Source organism: Streptomyces sp. NPDC001056, from assembly GCF_053598955.1.
The window spans coordinates 17,404-33,024 of the sequence record NZ_JBSFLI010000013.1; the positions used below are offsets into that span (position 1 = coordinate 17,404).

At 70.8% G+C, this 15,621-nt stretch carries 16 protein-coding genes; 9 read left to right on the plus strand and 7 right to left on the minus strand.

Annotation, left to right across the window (positions count from 1 at the left end; genetic code table 11):
- Positions 1-5 precede the first annotated feature (5 nt).
- Both ACWDD7_RS17325 and ACWDD7_RS17330 read left to right on the plus strand, forming a co-directional pair.
- Entirely contained in the window at positions 6-422 is a 417-nt protein-coding gene (locus ACWDD7_RS17325) for a hypothetical protein (protein WP_351875924.1), read from the plus strand.
- A 5-nt stretch (positions 423-427) separates the two neighbouring features.
- A complete protein-coding gene (locus ACWDD7_RS17330) occupies positions 428-3,109 on the plus strand; it encodes a KGGVGR-motif variant AAA ATPase (RefSeq protein WP_450457922.1) in 2,682 nt (893 codons plus the stop codon).
- A gap of 66 nt (positions 3,110-3,175) precedes the next feature.
- Here ACWDD7_RS17330 and ACWDD7_RS17335 read toward each other — a convergent pair whose 3' ends face one another.
- Positions 3,176-3,358 carry a DUF397 domain-containing protein gene (locus ACWDD7_RS17335; protein ID WP_351875918.1) on the minus strand — a complete coding sequence of 61 codons (183 nt, stop codon included), beginning with the start codon at positions 3,356-3,358 and terminating at the stop codon, positions 3,176-3,178.
- Positions 3,355-4,188 carry a DUF5753 domain-containing protein gene (locus tag ACWDD7_RS17340; protein ID WP_450457923.1) on the minus strand — a complete coding sequence of 278 codons (834 nt, stop codon included), beginning with the start codon at positions 4,186-4,188 and terminating at the stop codon, positions 3,355-3,357. The genes ACWDD7_RS17335 and ACWDD7_RS17340 overlap by 4 nt, the downstream gene beginning before the upstream one ends.
- A 186-nt stretch (positions 4,189-4,374) precedes the next feature.
- On the opposite strand from ACWDD7_RS17340, the gene ACWDD7_RS17345 reads away from it, so the two are divergent.
- Together ACWDD7_RS17345 and ACWDD7_RS17350 are read left to right on the plus strand one after the other, a co-directional pair.
- Positions 4,375-4,860 carry an ATP-binding protein gene (locus tag ACWDD7_RS17345; protein WP_450458022.1) on the plus strand — a complete coding sequence of 162 codons (486 nt, stop codon included), beginning with the start codon at positions 4,375-4,377 and terminating at the stop codon, positions 4,858-4,860.
- A gap of 21 nt (positions 4,861-4,881) precedes the next feature.
- A complete protein-coding gene (locus tag ACWDD7_RS17350; RefSeq protein ID WP_450457925.1) occupies positions 4,882-5,310 on the plus strand; it encodes a DUF5959 family protein in 429 nt (142 codons plus the stop codon).
- Between the two features lie 57 nt (positions 5,311-5,367).
- On the opposite strand, the gene ACWDD7_RS17355 is transcribed toward ACWDD7_RS17350, so the two are convergent.
- On the minus strand, positions 5,368-6,453 hold the full coding sequence (locus ACWDD7_RS17355; RefSeq protein ID WP_392214717.1) for a lytic polysaccharide monooxygenase auxiliary activity family 9 protein: 1,086 nt from the start codon (positions 6,451-6,453) through the stop codon (positions 5,368-5,370).
- Positions 6,454-6,645: 192 nt separating this feature from the next.
- Entirely contained in the window at positions 6,646-7,644 is a 999-nt protein-coding gene (locus tag ACWDD7_RS17360; protein ID WP_450457926.1) for a phospholipase D-like domain-containing protein, read from the minus strand.
- Between the two features lie 216 nt (positions 7,645-7,860).
- On the opposite strand from ACWDD7_RS17360, the gene hemB reads away from it, so the two are divergent.
- Positions 7,861-8,853 carry a porphobilinogen synthase gene (gene hemB, locus ACWDD7_RS17365; protein WP_351875905.1) on the plus strand — a complete coding sequence of 331 codons (993 nt, stop codon included), beginning with the start codon at positions 7,861-7,863 and terminating at the stop codon, positions 8,851-8,853.
- Between the two features lie 186 nt (positions 8,854-9,039).
- Positions 9,040-9,675 (plus strand): NAD(P)-dependent oxidoreductase, encoded by a 636-nt coding sequence (locus tag ACWDD7_RS17370; protein ID WP_351875902.1) that lies wholly within the window; start codon positions 9,040-9,042, stop codon positions 9,673-9,675.
- Between the two features lie 38 nt (positions 9,676-9,713).
- On the opposite strand, the gene ACWDD7_RS17375 is transcribed toward ACWDD7_RS17370, so the two are convergent.
- Positions 9,714-10,472, minus strand: coding sequence for a DUF4232 domain-containing protein (locus ACWDD7_RS17375; RefSeq protein WP_450457927.1), 759 nt, complete (start codon positions 10,470-10,472; stop codon positions 9,714-9,716).
- A 177-nt stretch (positions 10,473-10,649) separates the two neighbouring features.
- Here ACWDD7_RS17375 and ACWDD7_RS17380 point away from each other — a divergent pair, with 177 nt between their 5' ends.
- Positions 10,650-12,008 (plus strand): helix-turn-helix domain-containing protein, encoded by a 1,359-nt coding sequence (locus tag ACWDD7_RS17380; protein ID WP_450457928.1) that lies wholly within the window; start codon positions 10,650-10,652, stop codon positions 12,006-12,008.
- 28 nt (positions 12,009-12,036) lie between these two features.
- Here the strand turns inward: ACWDD7_RS17380 and ACWDD7_RS17385 are convergent, their stop codons facing one another.
- Positions 12,037-12,864 (minus strand): DUF4253 domain-containing protein, encoded by an 828-nt coding sequence (locus ACWDD7_RS17385; protein ID WP_450457929.1) that lies wholly within the window; start codon positions 12,862-12,864, stop codon positions 12,037-12,039.
- Positions 12,865-13,170: 306 nt separating this feature from the next.
- Here ACWDD7_RS17385 and ACWDD7_RS17390 point away from each other — a divergent pair, with 306 nt between their 5' ends.
- Positions 13,171-14,181 (plus strand): glycoside hydrolase family 11 protein, encoded by a 1,011-nt coding sequence (locus ACWDD7_RS17390; protein WP_392214710.1) that lies wholly within the window; start codon positions 13,171-13,173, stop codon positions 14,179-14,181.
- A gap of 27 nt (positions 14,182-14,208) precedes the next feature.
- Positions 14,209-15,180 carry a polysaccharide deacetylase family protein gene (locus ACWDD7_RS17395; protein ID WP_450457930.1) on the plus strand — a complete coding sequence of 324 codons (972 nt, stop codon included), beginning with the start codon at positions 14,209-14,211 and terminating at the stop codon, positions 15,178-15,180.
- 10 nt (positions 15,181-15,190) lie between these two features.
- Here ACWDD7_RS17395 and ACWDD7_RS17400 read toward each other — a convergent pair whose 3' ends face one another.
- A complete protein-coding gene (locus ACWDD7_RS17400) occupies positions 15,191-15,571 on the minus strand; it encodes a VOC family protein (RefSeq protein WP_450457931.1) in 381 nt (126 codons plus the stop codon).
- Positions 15,572-15,621: the final 50 nt, after the last annotated feature.

Sequence of the window (15,621 nt, forward strand, 5' to 3'; positions counted from 1 at the left end):
GCCCCATGGTCGAGGTGGGGGTGAGCGAGCTGCGTCGCAGCCGCGACAGACTGGCGGGGCAGGCGCGGGCCGCCGAACAAGCGGGGGAGATTCCGGCGAGCGGGCTGCTGTTGTTCTACGCGGCTGAGTGCGGCCTGAAGGCCGAGTTGCTGCGCGGCGTCCTCAACCGCAATGACACAGCGGGTCTGCCGAGCGATCTGCGCTCGCACGATCTGCGGCGCTTGGCCAAGGCGCTGAATCTGAAGGATCCCGGGCCCGGTCCCGACCCGCTGAGGTGCCGACGGCACAGAGGCGGTACCTGGATCGAGTGCCGCGAACTGCACGAGGCGTGGCGTTATGGTGCAGAGCTGCGTGCGGATGATCAGAAAGCGGCGCTGGAAGCCCTGAAGTCGCTGCTGAACGACGCCAGGAAGGGAACTTGAGCGTTATGGCCGAGAGGCTCTTTACCTGGGTCGACGTGGACGCCCACCTGGCACAGGCCGCGATCACGGGCGAGTGGCCCGCCTGGCTGCTGGAGGCCGACGCCTGGTGGGACGGGCTGGAGCTGTCCGTGCGGCCGGGGACCGCGGAGGCCGAGGTCCAGGAGTGGCTGGACGGCTTGTTCGGCCTGGGCTCCATCGCACAACGAGACGGCGTCCTCGAACTGGGCCTGGACCGGCCCGGCTCCCACGCCCCGGCCGCCCTTGAGGTGAGGCTCATCGAGGCGGGGCAGCGTGAAGAGGTGACGCGGCGCCCCCGACTCAGCGAGCGGCGTGTCATCCGGGAACTGGGCGAGTCGCTGCCCCGTCCCCAGAGTGCCGAATTCCGGGGCGGCAAGCAGCTCATCGCCTTCCACTCCTTCAAGGGCGGGGTGGGGCGTACGTTGCACACGGTGGCGTTGGCCGATCACCTGGCCATGCGGGGACAGCACGTCCTCCTCGTCGACGCGGACCTGGAGGCACCGGGCATCACCTGGATGTACCAGGCACAGCATGGTCGCTGCGACATCGCGTACGAGGACCTCCTCGCGCTGCTGCACTCGTCCCAGCAGGGCGACGCGACGCGGGCCGTGGAGATCGCCGCAGCCTTTCTGCCGAACCAGCGAGTGTCGAGGTATCCGGGTACCGGATGCGTGACGGTGCTGCCCGCCAGCCGGCGGGCGCGGCTCGGTCCGCCACGGATCGCTCCGGCAGACTTGCTGACCGAAGACCGGTCGCCGTACTTCCTGAGTGAGTCGCTCGCCGCGCTGGCCGAGGCGGCCGGCGCGGACACGGTCGTCCTCGATCTTCGGGCGGGCGCGTCCGAACTGGCTGCCCCGATCCTGCTCGACCCCCGCGTCATGAGGGTGTTCGTCACCACGATCAGCAGCCAGTCCCTTCAAGGCACCGAAGCGCTGATCCGGCAGCTGGGCGGGCAGTCGCCGGCCGTGGCCGGGATCGATCCCGCACCGGGTGCCGTCATCACCCAGTACCGGTTGGACGTTCATGACGGCCAGGCCGAGCAAGCGCGGACGCGGCTGTCCGCCGCCCTGTCGACAACCTTCGCAGTGCCGGAGACGGCGGGGGAGGGGACTCCCTCTCCGGACGAGCTGGCTGTGGATGAACAGGTCCTCACCGAACCGGTGTTGAGCCCCTTCCGCGAGGAACTGCTCGCCCTGCCGCAGAGCTGGGACGCGGTGCTGGAGGTAGTGCGGCGGTGCGGACTGCCGGACCTGCTGGAAGAGTTCGCCCCCGGCGCGACGTTCTCCGGTTTCCTCCACGTGCGGGAAGAGGCGCCCGACAGGCTGGACGACCGTCGGCATGCCCTGGCGGCCGGCGCGGGCCGCTTGGTCTTCGCCGAGCAACACGGCACGGACTTGGGCCTCAAGTTCCTCACCACCGAGCCGGTCCGCCGACTCATCGCCGACCACAGCACCGACCTCCCTGTGGCGGTCGTGGTGGGCGCCAAGGGGTCGGGCAAGACGTTCACCTTCGCGCGGATGTGTGCCCAGAAGACGTGGGAGCGCTTCGCCGCTGAGAACGATCAGCAGGTCCAGCGCTCCGCGCGAGTGGTGCCCGTGCTGGACCCCGCAAACATCGCGGAAGAGGGTGCCGCGTCACCCCAGCAGTTGCGCGACGCGGCGGCGGGCGGCACCGGCATCACCGCGGACGAGATCCGTGCACATCTCAATGCCGGTCTGCGCCACGAGCGTGCGGAGGAAGCGGAGTTCTGGCGCGACCGCTGGCTGGAGTGCCTGGCTCGCGCGGCGGGCGCGGCCGAGGCCGACCCCGCCCAGGACTTCCTCATCCTGACCAATCACGCGTCGGACGCCCAACTGTTCGTCATCGACGGACTGGAGGACTGGCTGGAGACGCTGGACTCCGAGCCCAAACGCATCGCCCTGCGGGCGCTGTTGATGGAGGTCCCGGCCTGGCTGCGCCGACTGCGCAGCCGCTCGCTCGGCGTCGTTGTCTTCGTACGGCAGGACTTGGTCCGCACGGCGATCCGACAGAACCTCGGACAGTTCCTTGACCGCTACTCGCCCTACGAACTTCGCTGGGACACCGAGGACGCACTGCGGCTTTCCTTGTGGGTGGCGGTGAACACGGGCGCGGTCGGAGAGCCGTCCCGGGCGATCGCGGACATGGGCTTCGACGAGATCGTCGGCGATCTGCTGCCGTTGTGGGGAGCGAAGCTGGGCACGGACGCCTCCCGGGAGGCCTGGACCGAGCGGTGGGTGCCGGCGGCCCTCGCGGACTTCAAGGAGCAGATCCAGGCACGCGACGTCGTGCGCTTCCTGTGCGAGGCGGCCAAGGCGTCCGTGGGTGACGGTCGCTGGTCCGACCGAGTACTGACCCCGGCGGCGATGCGCAGGGCACTGGTGGCGTGCAGCCGTGCCAAGGTCGAGGAGATCGGCCAGGAGAACCCCCGTCTGGGGAAGCTTCTTCGGCACATGTCGAGTTTCTCGGAGTCGGTGAAGATGCCGTTCGAGGCGTCCGACGTCGGTCTGCGTCCCGACGAGGTGGAAGCCCTCGAAGAGTGGGGCGCGCTGGCCAGGGACACGGACGGGCGCTATCGGATGCCCGAGATCTATCGGCATGCCCTGGGTTTCCGCACGCAGGGGAGGGCTCGGGTCGTCAGGGGGCTGTGACCGCGGCGTGTTCGCCGACGTGGCCTGCACCAGGAGTTCCGGTGCAGGCCAGGGCTGTTCGCCGCATCAGCGGCCGGCGGCGTACGGCAGGAAGCTCGCCCAGGTGGTGGGGGTGAGGGTGAGGCGGGGGCCGGTGGGGTTCTTGGAGTCGCGGACGAGGATGTGGTCCGGGATGGTGGCCACCTCGACGCAGGACGGGCCGTCGTCCGTGCTGTAGCTGCTCTTTATCCACTCCAGCTTGGGGCTCATGTCTCTCCAAGTACTTTGTCGATAAGGGCCAGTGACTCCCTTGGCGTGAGAGCCTGCGCTCGGATGATCCCATAGCGCATGTCGAGGACGATGGTCTCCTTGGGGTTGCAGAAGACTCGACTGACGAGCGGTGCTTCACTGAGCCCCACGCTGGTCCCGTCCTTGAGTTTGAGCAGCCGGAACAGACCGCTGAGGCCCGAGTTCTCTTCGCTGCCGAGGGGAAGGACTTGCAGGTCCACGTTGGGCAACTGGGCCACCTCCAACAGTCGTTCGAGCTGCCCGCGCATCACCATCTTCCCCCCGATCAGCCGCCGCAGCGTCGACTCGCACAGCACAAAGCTGAAGAGCGGCTCGGCCGTTTTGGCGCTGATGATCTCCTGACGAGCCAGTCGCGCGGCCACCCGCCGCTCCAACTCGTCCACGGTGAACGGTGGCCGTCGTGATCCGATGACGGCCCGCGCGTACTCCCGGGTCTGGAGAAGCCCGTCCACCACGGAGTTGTTGTAAGAACTGATCACCACCGCCTCGGCCTCAAGGCGCTTCACGTCCCGCACCTTTTTCGGGTACCGGACCTCTTCCAGGTCGGCCTTCATCGCGGAGATCCTGCCGTCGGCCCCCAACGCCTCGTCCGCCGCGTCGAGATACTCGGGCCGGGGGATACGCCGCCTGCGCTCCACGGAGGAGACGAGTTCCTCCCCGTACCCGATCAACGCTCCGAACTCGGTCTGGGTGAGGCCCGCCGCCTCGCGCCACAGCTTCAGCTGCCGGGCGACCGTGCGCATCACGGCCCCGGCCTCCTCGTCCTCCAGCTCCGCGTCCCAGTCGCTCACATCTGCCACCCTCCCGACGTCCCTCCCGGGTCCAACCGTGGGTGCCCGTGCCCGGTCACGCCGTACAGGCCGGACGGAACCGGACGGCTCACGGACAGGCACTGGTCGCACGGGCCACGAATATTCACAGGCTACGCAGGTACGGACACGCTGCGTGATGTGAATCAGCGAAGTCAGCAGACCGTGATGGCGCGGACGCCCCCGCACCAGTTCTCCGTGCCGCTGTCGGCCACCCGCCGAGGCGCCCGCCTGGCCAGGCTCCTCGCGGCCGAGCAACTGGACTCGTGGGGCGTCCCGTTGGACCCGGCCCGCCTGATCGTGGCGGAACTCGCGACGAACGCGGTGCTGCACGGCAGGGTCCCGGGCCGCCTCTTCCGCCTGACCCTGACGGTGCCTGTCGCGGGCCTCCTGCGCGTCGAACTCACGGACACCCGCGCCGAGGCCCTCCCCGTGCGCGCGTCCGCCCCCGCCGCCCCCTCCGAGTCCGGTTACGGCCTCCTCCTGGTCGAGACCCTGTCCGACCGCTGGGGCGTCCGCCTGGGCCCGGTACCGTGCAAGACGGTGTGGGCGGAGTGCGCGTTCGCTCCGCTCGGCTCCTCCGCCGGCCGGTCGGTGGAGAGGGGCGGAAACCTGGTGGAAGTCGCCCCGCGACCGGGCGAGGATCGCTCATGACGCGCCGACGAAAGGGCAGCCATGGGGGACGGTCCGCCGAGGGAGCTGATCCACCTCGCCGATGACGAGGGGAACAGCGTCAGGGTCGACGTGCTGGGGCGCAGCCCCAGGTGGGCCGCCGGGCTCGATGCCGAGATCGTCGTCAGGACGCCGTTCGTGTCCGGTCGTCTCGACCTCGGGTTGTACCGCTCGCGGCTGGAGCGCTGGGACGAGGCGCTGGACCGGCTCGACGCCGGGCAGGACGCGGCCTGGATGGAGATGGGCAGGGGGCCGTCCCTGTCCGTCCGGCTCGACGGCGAGCGCGGGTGTCCGGAGGTGGTGGTGGAGGACGGGTCCGGGTCCATGGTCACCGTGCGCGTCCCGGTCGTCCCGCCGGACGACTGGATCGCCGACCACCGCCGGCGGCTGCGCCGGGTGAGGGAGCACTGGGTTCCGCTGTTGTCGGGGTGAGCGGACGCCGTCCGGGGCCTGTGGGCGTCCGTGCGGGCGCCCACAGGCCGAAGCGCCTTACGGGGTCGTGCAGTCGAGGGTGCCGGACGGGAGGTCGGCGCCGGACGACGACGTCGCGGTGAAGCCGAACGTCGTACTGCCGTCCGCCGGGATCGTGCCGTTGTAGTCGGCGTTGGCGACCGTCACCGCGCCGCCCGAGCCGGTGGACAGGACGCCGTTCCACACGCTGCTGATCGTCGTGCCGCTGCCCGGGGTCCAGCCCACGTGCCAGCCGCTGATCGGCGCGGTGCCGTGGTTCATCACGGTGACCGTGGCCTGGAAGCCGCCGCTCCAGGAGCTGTCCACGTTGTACGTGGCCATGCAGGAGCCGCTGCCGGTCGGGGGAGGCGTGGTGCCGCCGCCGTCCGGGGGCGGGGTCGTGGTGCCGCTGTCGCGGATGCCGGTGACCTCGCCGTTGCCGCCGTCGAAGACGATGTCGGAGCAGGAGAAGAAGTTCTCGTTGCTGTCCGAGCGCACCCACTGGATGAACATCATCGCGTCGCCCGAACGACCGGAGGGCAGCGCCTGGTTCCAGTAGTAGTGACCGCCGTCCGTGCCGGGCGAGCCGGACGCGGGCGGGTTGGTGACCGTCGAGGCGAGCTGGAGGTCCGACCAGGCGAGCGGGGTGGTCGGCGACCAGCCCTGCCTGGTGAAGTAGACCCGGAACTCACCGGGGTGCTGGGCCCAGTTGCTGTACTGGAGCTGGATGGTGGAGCCCGAGGTCAGGTGCGTCCTGGGCCAGTCGGCGCGGGCCAGGTCGTAGCCGCTGAAGTCGTACGGCGACTTGTCGCCCGCGCTGCATATGGTGCCGTCCGGGACGTAGCCCTCGCCCCGGCCGGCGGCGTTGGAGTCCAGCACCGCGAACCAGTTGTAGAGCGAGTTCGACCCGCTCTGCGCGATGGCCGCCGCACAGGCCGGGTTGGTCGGGTCGACCGCGCCGGTGCTGGTGATGGCGTCCTTGTAGCAGAGGTAGGTGCGCGAGCCGGGGAACATGGCGACGCCGTGGGCCGACGCGGTCCCCGAGCCGAGGAGGATCAGCCCCAGGGCGGAGATCGTGGCGGCGACCGCGGCCAGCAGGGCCGCTGTTCTGCTGCGTCTGATCATGGGGGGAGAAGACCTTTCGCAGATCGACTTGTGCAGGACAGGTGCGTGTGCGAAGTGCCGTGGGAGCGCTCCCACCCTTGGGAGGATAGGGTTGCGTAAACCATATGTAAACGGCCTGGACAAAGGACGGGCCCGGGTGGGACGGCTTGGCCGTCCCACCCGGGCCGATCGAGCGCGGTCGAGCCGCGGCCGTTACGCCGCCGTGCCGCCCGCGTAGTCGCCGCTGAACGTCGTCTCGATGGTCTGCGCCACCGGCTGGGCCACGCCCGTACCGGTCAGGATGATGCCCAGCTCCCGGTTGTTGCTCAGGGAGTTGCTGCTGATGTTCATGGAGCCGGCCTCCACCGCCTGGGTGGACAGGCCGTAGTCCGCGACCATGGCCTTGGCGTGGATGTAGAAGCCGTTCGGGTCGGAGTAGCCGACCACCGTGCCGCCCGCGGCCTTGACCGCCGAGACCTGGCTGGCGTAGTTGGAGGGGTTCTCCAGTACGACGCGGACCTTCACGCCGGCCTTGGCGCGCGCCACGATCGCGTTGACGACCGTGCTGTCGCTGAACTCCAGCTCCTGCACGTCGAGCGTCTTGGTCGCGGCGTTGATGAAGGACACCAGCCGGCTGCGGGAGTCGGTGGGGGACCACAGGAGGTGGTCGCCGTCGGTGGGGGTGATCGAGGTGCCGGCGTAGTCGGCGTCGAAGACCTTCTCGATCGCGGCGACATCGCGGGTGTCGTCGGTGAAGACGCCGTAGTCACGGCTGGTCGTGTAGTACTGCGAGGTCAGGTTGCCGGTCATCACCAGGGACTTGACGCCGTCCACGGTGATCGTCTTCTGGTGGGTGTAGACGTAGGCCGAGGAGGACCAGGCCACGCCCACGCCCGCGTTCGTCAGCGTCGTGTACGCCGAGTTGTTGGCGGTCTTGTGCGCCTGGTCCAGGACGACCCGGACGGTGACGCCCTTGTTCTCAAGGGCCACGAGGTCGTTGACCGCCGTCGTGTCCTCCAGCTCGTACATCGTCATGTCGAGCTTGGTGGTGGCCGAGTTGATGAAGTCGTAGATCGTCGGCTGGCCGGTGCCGGCCTGGGAGAAGGCGAACGCCGAGTAGCTCGCCGCGTTCGCGGGGACGGCGGCGACGGCGACGGTGGCGGCGCCGGCGGCGAGGGCGATGGCGGCGCGGGTGAGGGCCTTCCGCAGCATTGCGTGACTCCTTGTGGGATGCGGGAGTGGGGGGCGGGTGGGTGTCGGGTGCATGACACCACGCGCGTAGAACGCTGGGGAGGCGTGCGGATCGAGAGATGACCAGGGGGGCGCAAAGACTCGGTATCGTGGTTCCGGTTTGCCCCTCAATGCCGGACCGAGGGCCCGACAGGGCGTCGGTAAAGGAGGGGGGTGGGCGGGCGTAGCGTAGGAGACATGACGAAGTACGGATCTTTCCCCGGTACGCGTCCCCGGCGGCTGCGCACCTCGCCCGTCATGCGGCGGATGGTCGCCGAGACGCGCCTGCACCCCGCCGACCTGATCCTCCCCGCGTTCATCCGCGAGGGCGTCAGCGAACCCGTGCCGATCGCCGCGATGCCCGGCGTCGTCCAGCACACCCGCGACAGCCTGAAGAAGGCCGCGCTGGAGGCCGTCGAGGCCGGGATCTCCGGGATCATGCTGTTCGGCGTGCCGGAGGACGGCAAGAAGGACGCCCAGGGCACGGCCGGGACCGACCCCGAGGGAATCCTCCAGGTCGCCCTGCGCGACGTGCGCGCCGAGGTCGGCGACGACCTGCTCGTCATGTCCGACCTGTGCCTGGACGAGTTCACCGACCACGGGCACTGCGGTGTGCTGGACGCCGAGGGCCGGGTCGACAACGACGCGACCCTGGAGCGGTACGCCGAGATGGCCCAGGTGCAGGCCGACGCGGGCGCCCACATCGTCGGTCCCAGCGGGATGATGGACGGTCAGATCGGCGTCATCCGCGACGCGCTCGACCAGATCGGCCGCGAGGACGTGGCGATCCTCGCCTACACCGCGAAGTACTCCTCCGCCTTCTACGGCCCCTTCCGCGAGGCCGTCGCCTCCTCGCTCCAGGGCGACCGCCAGACGTACCAGCAGGACCCCGCCAACTGGCGCGAGTCCCTGCGGGAGTTGGAGCTGGACCTCGCCGAGGGCGCGGACATGGTCATGGTCAAGCCGGCCGGGCCGTACCTCGACATCCTCGCGCGGGTCGCGGACGCGGTGGACGTGCCGGTCGCGGCGTACCAGATCTCCGGCGAGTACTCGATGATCGAGGCCGCGGCCGAGAAGGGCTGGATCGAGCGGGACCGGGCCATCTTCGAGACCCTGACGGGGATCAAGCGGGCCGGGGCGCGGAACATCCTCACGTACTGGGCGACCGAGGCGGCGCGGAAGCTGCGCTGAGGCGCGGGAGTCTCCGAGGGGTGAGCGGCCGGGGGGTGAGCGGCCGACAGGCCGAGCGGCCGGGGGGCTGACCGTGCGGAACCAACTCGGCGTCGACCACAACAGTCACGTCCTGGAGAACGTCCTCACCCACGTCGCACCGGCGCTCGGCCGGCGCTGACCTGGCCCTGACCCGCGGGAGTCGCCGTGCGCAAGATCCTGATCGTCGGTGGGACCGGCTACACCGGCACCAACATCGCGGCCGAGGCCGTCGCCCGGGGCCACGAGGTGGCGTCGTACGCGCGGTCGGCCCCCAAGGCCCCGGTCGACGGGGTGACGTACGCGCGGGGTGCGGCCGACGACGCCGCGCGGCTGGTCCCCGGCCAGGACGCGGTGGTCGCGGCCCTGTCGCCGCGCGGCGACCTGGTGGGCCGGCTGCTCGGCCTGTACCAGGACATCGCCGCCGCGGCGGACGCCGCCGGCGCCCGGCTGATCGTGATCGGCGGCTTCTCCTCGCTGCGCCCCGCGCCGGGCGAGCCCCGGTTCGCCGAGGGGGACCTCCCCGAGCGGTTCCGGTCGGAGGCGCGCGAGATGGACGCGATCCGGGAGTGGCTCACCACCGCCGCGCCCGGCTCGCTCGACTGGACCCTGGTCTCTCCCGCGGGCGGCTACGGCGCCTGGGCCGCGGGCGAGCGGACCGGGACCTACCGCGTCGGCGGGGAGGTCGCCCTCCTGGACGAGCAGGGCAGGTCGGAGATCTCCGGCGCCGACTTCGCGCTGGCCGTCGTGGACGAGATCGAGCGGGACGCGCATCCCCGGGCGCACATCTCCATCGCCTACTAGGCCGTCGTCCCCGAGGGCGTTCCGGGGGCCCGTCCGGGTCACCAGCTCGCGATGTCGGAGGGGTCCAGCACCCAGTAGGTGACCTTCAGCGTGCTGTCGTAGTACACGCCCTTCGAGGGCAGCGCGACGTTCGCCGTGGCGCCGCCGTCGCTGTGCGGCGTCCTGCCCTGGAAGTACACGGTCAGCTTGTGGCCCGTCTGTCCGCCGTCGCCGCTGCCGTCGGCGGCGGACAGCAGCACGCCCGCGTAGCCGGACTCGCCGGGCGCGAGGGTGGTGACCGCCTGCGGATGGGTCGACTCGTCGGCAGCGGGCGCCCACTGCATGCCGTCGAAGCGGAGCACCGGGTAGTACGTCAGGTCGCAGTACTTCGAGCCGGTGTTCTTGACCGTGAGCAGCATGTGGTTGAGCGGGCGGGACAGCACCTGCGCGGTGACCCTGGTGTTGGAGCCGTCGCACAGGACGCGGTTCTCCGGGTCCCACGGGTGGCCCGAGGTCTTGGAACCGCCGGAGCCGCCGGAGGCGTGGGTTCCTTGGGTGCCGCCGGTGCCGCCGGTGCCGCGGTGGGTGCCGGCCGAGGTCTGCGTGCCGTTTGTCGTGGAGCCGGTCGTCCCCTGCTGCTCCTTCGCGTCGGCGGAGGGCTTGTCGGTGCTCGCGCTCGCCGACGGGGTGTTCCGGGCGGCGCCCTCGTCCTTGGTTCCCGTGCCGTTGTCGCACGCCGTGAGGGCGAGGGCGGCGAGGGCGGCTGCGGCCGCGGCGAGCAGGGGAGTACGGGTGCGGCGGGTACGGCGGTTGCGCATGGCGCTTCTCGCTTCCGGTTCGTGGAGTGCTTGGATGGCCACAGCCTGCGGGGCGTTTTGTCCCGCCCGCCAGCCCCGGCGGCCGATCCGGGACGCTGGAACGGTCACATGGGCGATGACCTGCAAGAACGTCCCGTCCCTGGAACGGGGGAACGGGACAGGGGGAGGGGAAGGACAGTGCCGGAAAGCACCGGGGGGACCGGATTCGCCGAGCGCTTGCGGGAGTTGAAGGAGCGCTCCGGGCACAGCTACGGGATGCTCGCCAAGCGCCTCCACATGAGCACGTCGACGCTGCACCGCTACTGCAACGGGGATGCCGTACCGACGGATTACGCCCCGGTGGAGCGGATGGCGCGGCTGTGCGGGGCGTCGGCGGCGGAACTCGTGGCGCTGCACCGGAGTTGGGTGCTGGCGGACGCGGGGAGAGGGAAGAAGGCGGCGGCCGAGGGGGCGACGAACGAGGTTTCGGGGGACGGGAGTCCGGCGCCTGAGGGGGGCGAGGGGGCGGACGCCGTGGGTGCCGGGAGTGCCGAGGGTGCGGTGGCCGAGGGCGGTGACGCGGGGCCCGCGACGGAACCCGTGCCCGAGCCGGCCCCGGTGCCGGTGACCGCCGTCCGCCGGTTCCGTCGCCGCCGCCGCCCCGTCCTCGTGGCCTTCGTCGCCGGAGCCGCAGTGCTCGGTGCCGTGGCCCTCGCGTTCGGGCTGCCCGACGACGGGGACCACGGGCGGGGCGCCGCCGCGGGAGCCACCGCCTCCGCGCCCGGCCGGTCCTCGGCGGTCGGCGCCGCACCGCGCACCCGGGACAGCCGCTCACCCTCCCCCTCGGGCTCCGCCCGGCACCCCTCGGCGTCCGCCACCCCGGGGAACGCCGCCGGGCCGGACGCCGTCACGAGCGGGCCGCCGGGCGTGAGTGGCGGGCCGACCGCCTCGGGCGTCCCCCTCACCGTCACCACCCACCCGTACTCCTGGGAGAGCCCCTGCTCCCAGCACTACCTGATCGACCGGCCGCCCACGGCGGTGTCACCGCCGCCCGTCGAGAACGACGCGCCCGCGTGGGTGGCCGTGCACCAGGCCGTCTCGGCGGGGGAACAGTTCGTCACGCTCACCGTGCAGGGCAGCGGCAAGGACACCGTGGTGCTGGAGGGGATGTCGGTGCGGATGGCGGGCAAGCGGGCCCCGCTCGCGTGGAACGACTACGCCATGGGCTACCCCGGCGTCGGCTGCGGCGGCGGGGTGCCCACCCACTCCTTCACCGTCGCGCTGGACGCCCTGCGGCCGGCCGTCCAGCCGGTGGCCGGACAGCGCGGCTTCCCCTTCAGCGTGAGCGAGTCCGACCCCGAGGTCTTCTACGTCACCGCGGACGCCTCGGCGTACGACGTCAGCTGGTACCTGGAACTGTCCTGGTCCAGCGGCGGCCGGCACGGCACCGTACTCATCGGCGACAAGGGCCGGCCCTTCCGCACGAGCGGCGACAACGGGCGCCCGTCCTACGCCTTCCCGCTGGGCGGCGAGAAGTGGGCGCCCGCGCAGGGCTGACCCGGGACCGCCCCCGTGCCGTCCGTCCTCAGTCCCACCAGAAGAACCAGGTGGTCTCGCCGACCAGTTCCTTCGCGTAGGCGTGGAGGGTGTCCGCCCCCTGCGTGATGTTGTCGGGGCAGAAGGCGAAGTGCTCCGCCGCCACCGCCTCGGCCTCGGCCAGGTCGGTCGGCGGGGCGGCCACGGACAGCAGCAGGGCGTCGAACCCGAGTGCGACGACCCGTATGCCGAACCGGTCCTCCCAGGAGCGCAGGACCGCGCACAGCCGCGCCACGTCGTTCTCGTGGTTCAGCGGGCCGGTCCAGCCGATCGCGGCCGGGACGTCGGCGGAGCGGCGCGCGGGGACGAGGGCGAGGCGGGCGGCGGGGAACACGGACTGGCCCTGGTCGCCGGTCAGTTCGTCGGCGGCCCGCGCCGCGCAGGTCGCCGGGTCGACGGTGAGCTTCCTCGCGGGGGCGAGTCCGGGCCATTCCGCCCCGAACGGCGCGAGCATGTCGCCGATTTCCTCGTCCTCGTCGTCCTCCCCGTCCTCCTCCCAGTACTCGGCGAGGACCTCCTCCGGGTCGTGGTCCCCCGGGTAGGACATGTCGTCCGGCATCAACTCCCATTCCTCCGGGCCGCCTTGCGGGCCGCTCGTCTCCACCAGCACGGGCAGCAGCCCGGCGCGCGCGGCCGGGACGCCCAGGGCGGTCCAGGTGCCGGGGGCGGCCGGCTTGTCCGCGACCCAGAGCAGGGGCTCGTGGTACGGGCCGTCGTGGGTCGTGTCGAGCAGCCTGCCGGGCGGCAGGCTGAGCCCCAGGCTGCGGCCGCTGGGGTCGGTGGCCAGCCGGGGCAGCGGGTTGGGAAGAGTCGCCATGGGAGTGACTGTAGGGGGAGGGTCTGACAACGCCTTCCCACGGGTCTCGAAACTTTCGATGGGGGCCTGCCCCGCCTCGGCCCCAGTCGTTCGACCGCCTCGGAGGATGCTGTGACTCCCCTCCGTAAAGGCCGTTTACCAGCCAAAACCCTTCAGGATACGGGTCGTTGATAACCCGAATGTTTCGAAATAAGTACCGAAACCATTGACTGTCGCTCTGTGCGCCCCAACACTGAGGCACCATCGCGCAGCGCGTCGCTCCACCCTCATCCGGCTCCATCCGATCCATGAGGAGGAAGCACGTCCATGAAGATCCGCAGCAGAAGGGCAACCGGCCCACGGGGCCGCCTCACCTCGCTCTTCAGAGGTGTCTGCGCCATCGTCCTGCTCGCCGTGGGGGCGCTGACCCTGCCCGGCGCGGGCATCGCCAGCGCCGACACGGTCATCACCTCGAACCAGACCGGCACCAACAACGGCTACTACTACTCGTTCTGGACCGACGGTGGCGGCACCGTCTCCATGAACCTGGGGTCCGCCGGCAACTACAGCACCAACTGGAGCAACGTCGGCAACTTCGTGGCCGGCAAGGGCTGGAGCAACGGCGGCCGCCGCTCCGTCACCTACTCCGGCAGCTTCAACCCGTCCGGCAACGCGTACCTGTCGCTGTACGGCTGGACCTCGAACCCGCTGGTCGAGTACTACATCGTCGACAACTGGGGCACCTACCGGCCCACCGGCACCTTCAAGGGCACGGTCACCAGCGACGGCGGCACGTACGACATCTACGAGACGACCCGCACCAACGCCCCGTCGGTGGAGGGCACCAAGACCTTCAACCAGTACTGGAGCGTGCGGCAGTCCAAGCGGACCGGCGGCACCATCACCACCGGCAACCACTTCGACGCGTGGGCCAGCCACGGGATGAACCTGGGCAGCTTCAACTACTACATGATCATGGCGACCGAGGGCTACCAGAGCAGCGGCAGCTCCAACATCACCCTGGACAGCTCGGGTTCGGGCGGCACGGGCGGCGGCACGGGCGGCGGTACCGGCAGCTGCACGGCGACCGTCACCGCGGGTCAGTCGTGGGACGACCGGTACAACCTCGACGTCTCGGTCAGCGGCGCCAGCAACTGGACCGTCACCGCGAACGTCCCGTCCCCGGAGAAGGTCATGGCGACCTGGAACGTGGACGCGAGCTATCCCAGCGCCCAGGTGCTGACCGCCAAGTCCAACGGCAGCGGCAACAACTGGGGCCTGACCATCCAGAAGAACGGATCGACCACCTGGCCGACGTTCACCTGTACCGCCAACTGACGCCCGCCTGAGACAAGGAGCACACGCGTGCGCACCGCCAGACTCGCCGTCGCCGTCGCCGCCGCCCTCGCGGCGGCGACGGCCGGCACCCTGACCGCCGGGGCCGCCCCGTCGCAGGCCGCCACCTGCAACGGGTATGTCGGACTCACCTTCGACGACGGCCCGTCCAACGACCACACACCCGCCGTCCTCGACGCGCTGAGGCAGAACGGGCTGCGGGCCACCATGTTCAACGAGGGCCAGTACGCGGCCTCGTACCCGGCCCAGGTCAAGGCCGAGGTCGACGCCGGGATGTGGGTGGGGAACCACAGCTACACCCATCCGCACCTGACCCAGCTGAGCCAGGCCCAGATCGACTCGGAACTCTCCCGCACCCAGCAGGCCGTCGCGAGCGCCGGCGGCGGGACGCCGAAGCTGTTCCGGCCGCCGTACGGCGAGACCAACGCGACGCTGAAGAGCGTCGAGGCCAAGTACGGCCTGACCGAGGTGATCTGGGACATCGACTCGGGGGACTGGAACGGCGCCAGCACGGACGCCATCGTCCAGGCCGTCTCCCGGCTCGGCGACGGCCAGGTCATCCTCATGCACGAGTGGCCCGCCAACACCCTGGCCGCCATCCCGCGGATCGCCCAGAACCTCGCGAGCCGCGGGATGTGTTCCGGGATGATCTCCCCGCAGACCGGCCGCGCCGTCGCCCCCGACGGGAGCGGTGGCGGGGGAGGCGGCGGTACCGGGGGCTGTACGGCGACCGTCACCGCGGGGCAGGTGTGGGACGACCGATACAACCTCGACGTCGCGGTGAGCGGTTCGGGGAACTGGACCGTCACCGCGAACGTCCCGGCGCCCGAGAAGGTCATGGCCACCTGGAACGTGACCGCGAGCTATCCCAGCGCCCAGGTGCTTGTCGCCAAACCCAACGGGAGCGGGGACAACTGGGGCCTGACCGTGCAGAAGAACGGCTCCACCACCTGGCCGACGTTCAGCTGCACGTCGAACTGACGCGAGGCCCCTAGGCCAGGGTCGTGATGCAGAACGGGTGTCCGGCCGGGTCGAGGAGCACCCGCCACCGCTCCTCGCCCGGCCGGCACTCCGGCTTCGTCGCGCCGAGTTCGACGACACGCTTCTCGGCGGCGTCCAGATCGTCCACGCCCAGCTCGATGTGGGCCTGCTTCCCCTGGGCGGGGTCCGGCCAGGTGGGCGGCCGGTAGCCGTCGATCCGGGTGAAGCCGAGGCCGGGGGCGCCCTCCTCGCCGAGCAGGACGAAGTCATCGGTGGCGTAGAGAGTTCCGTAGCCCAGCAACGCGCCGTAGAAGCGGGCGAGTTCGGCGGGGTCCGCGCAGTCGAAGGTGACGGCGACGTAGCGGAAGGCGGGAGTGGTGTGCGTTGTCATGGAGGCGACGCTACGACGTGACCCGGACAGTTACGGTCCTGGTCATGGAC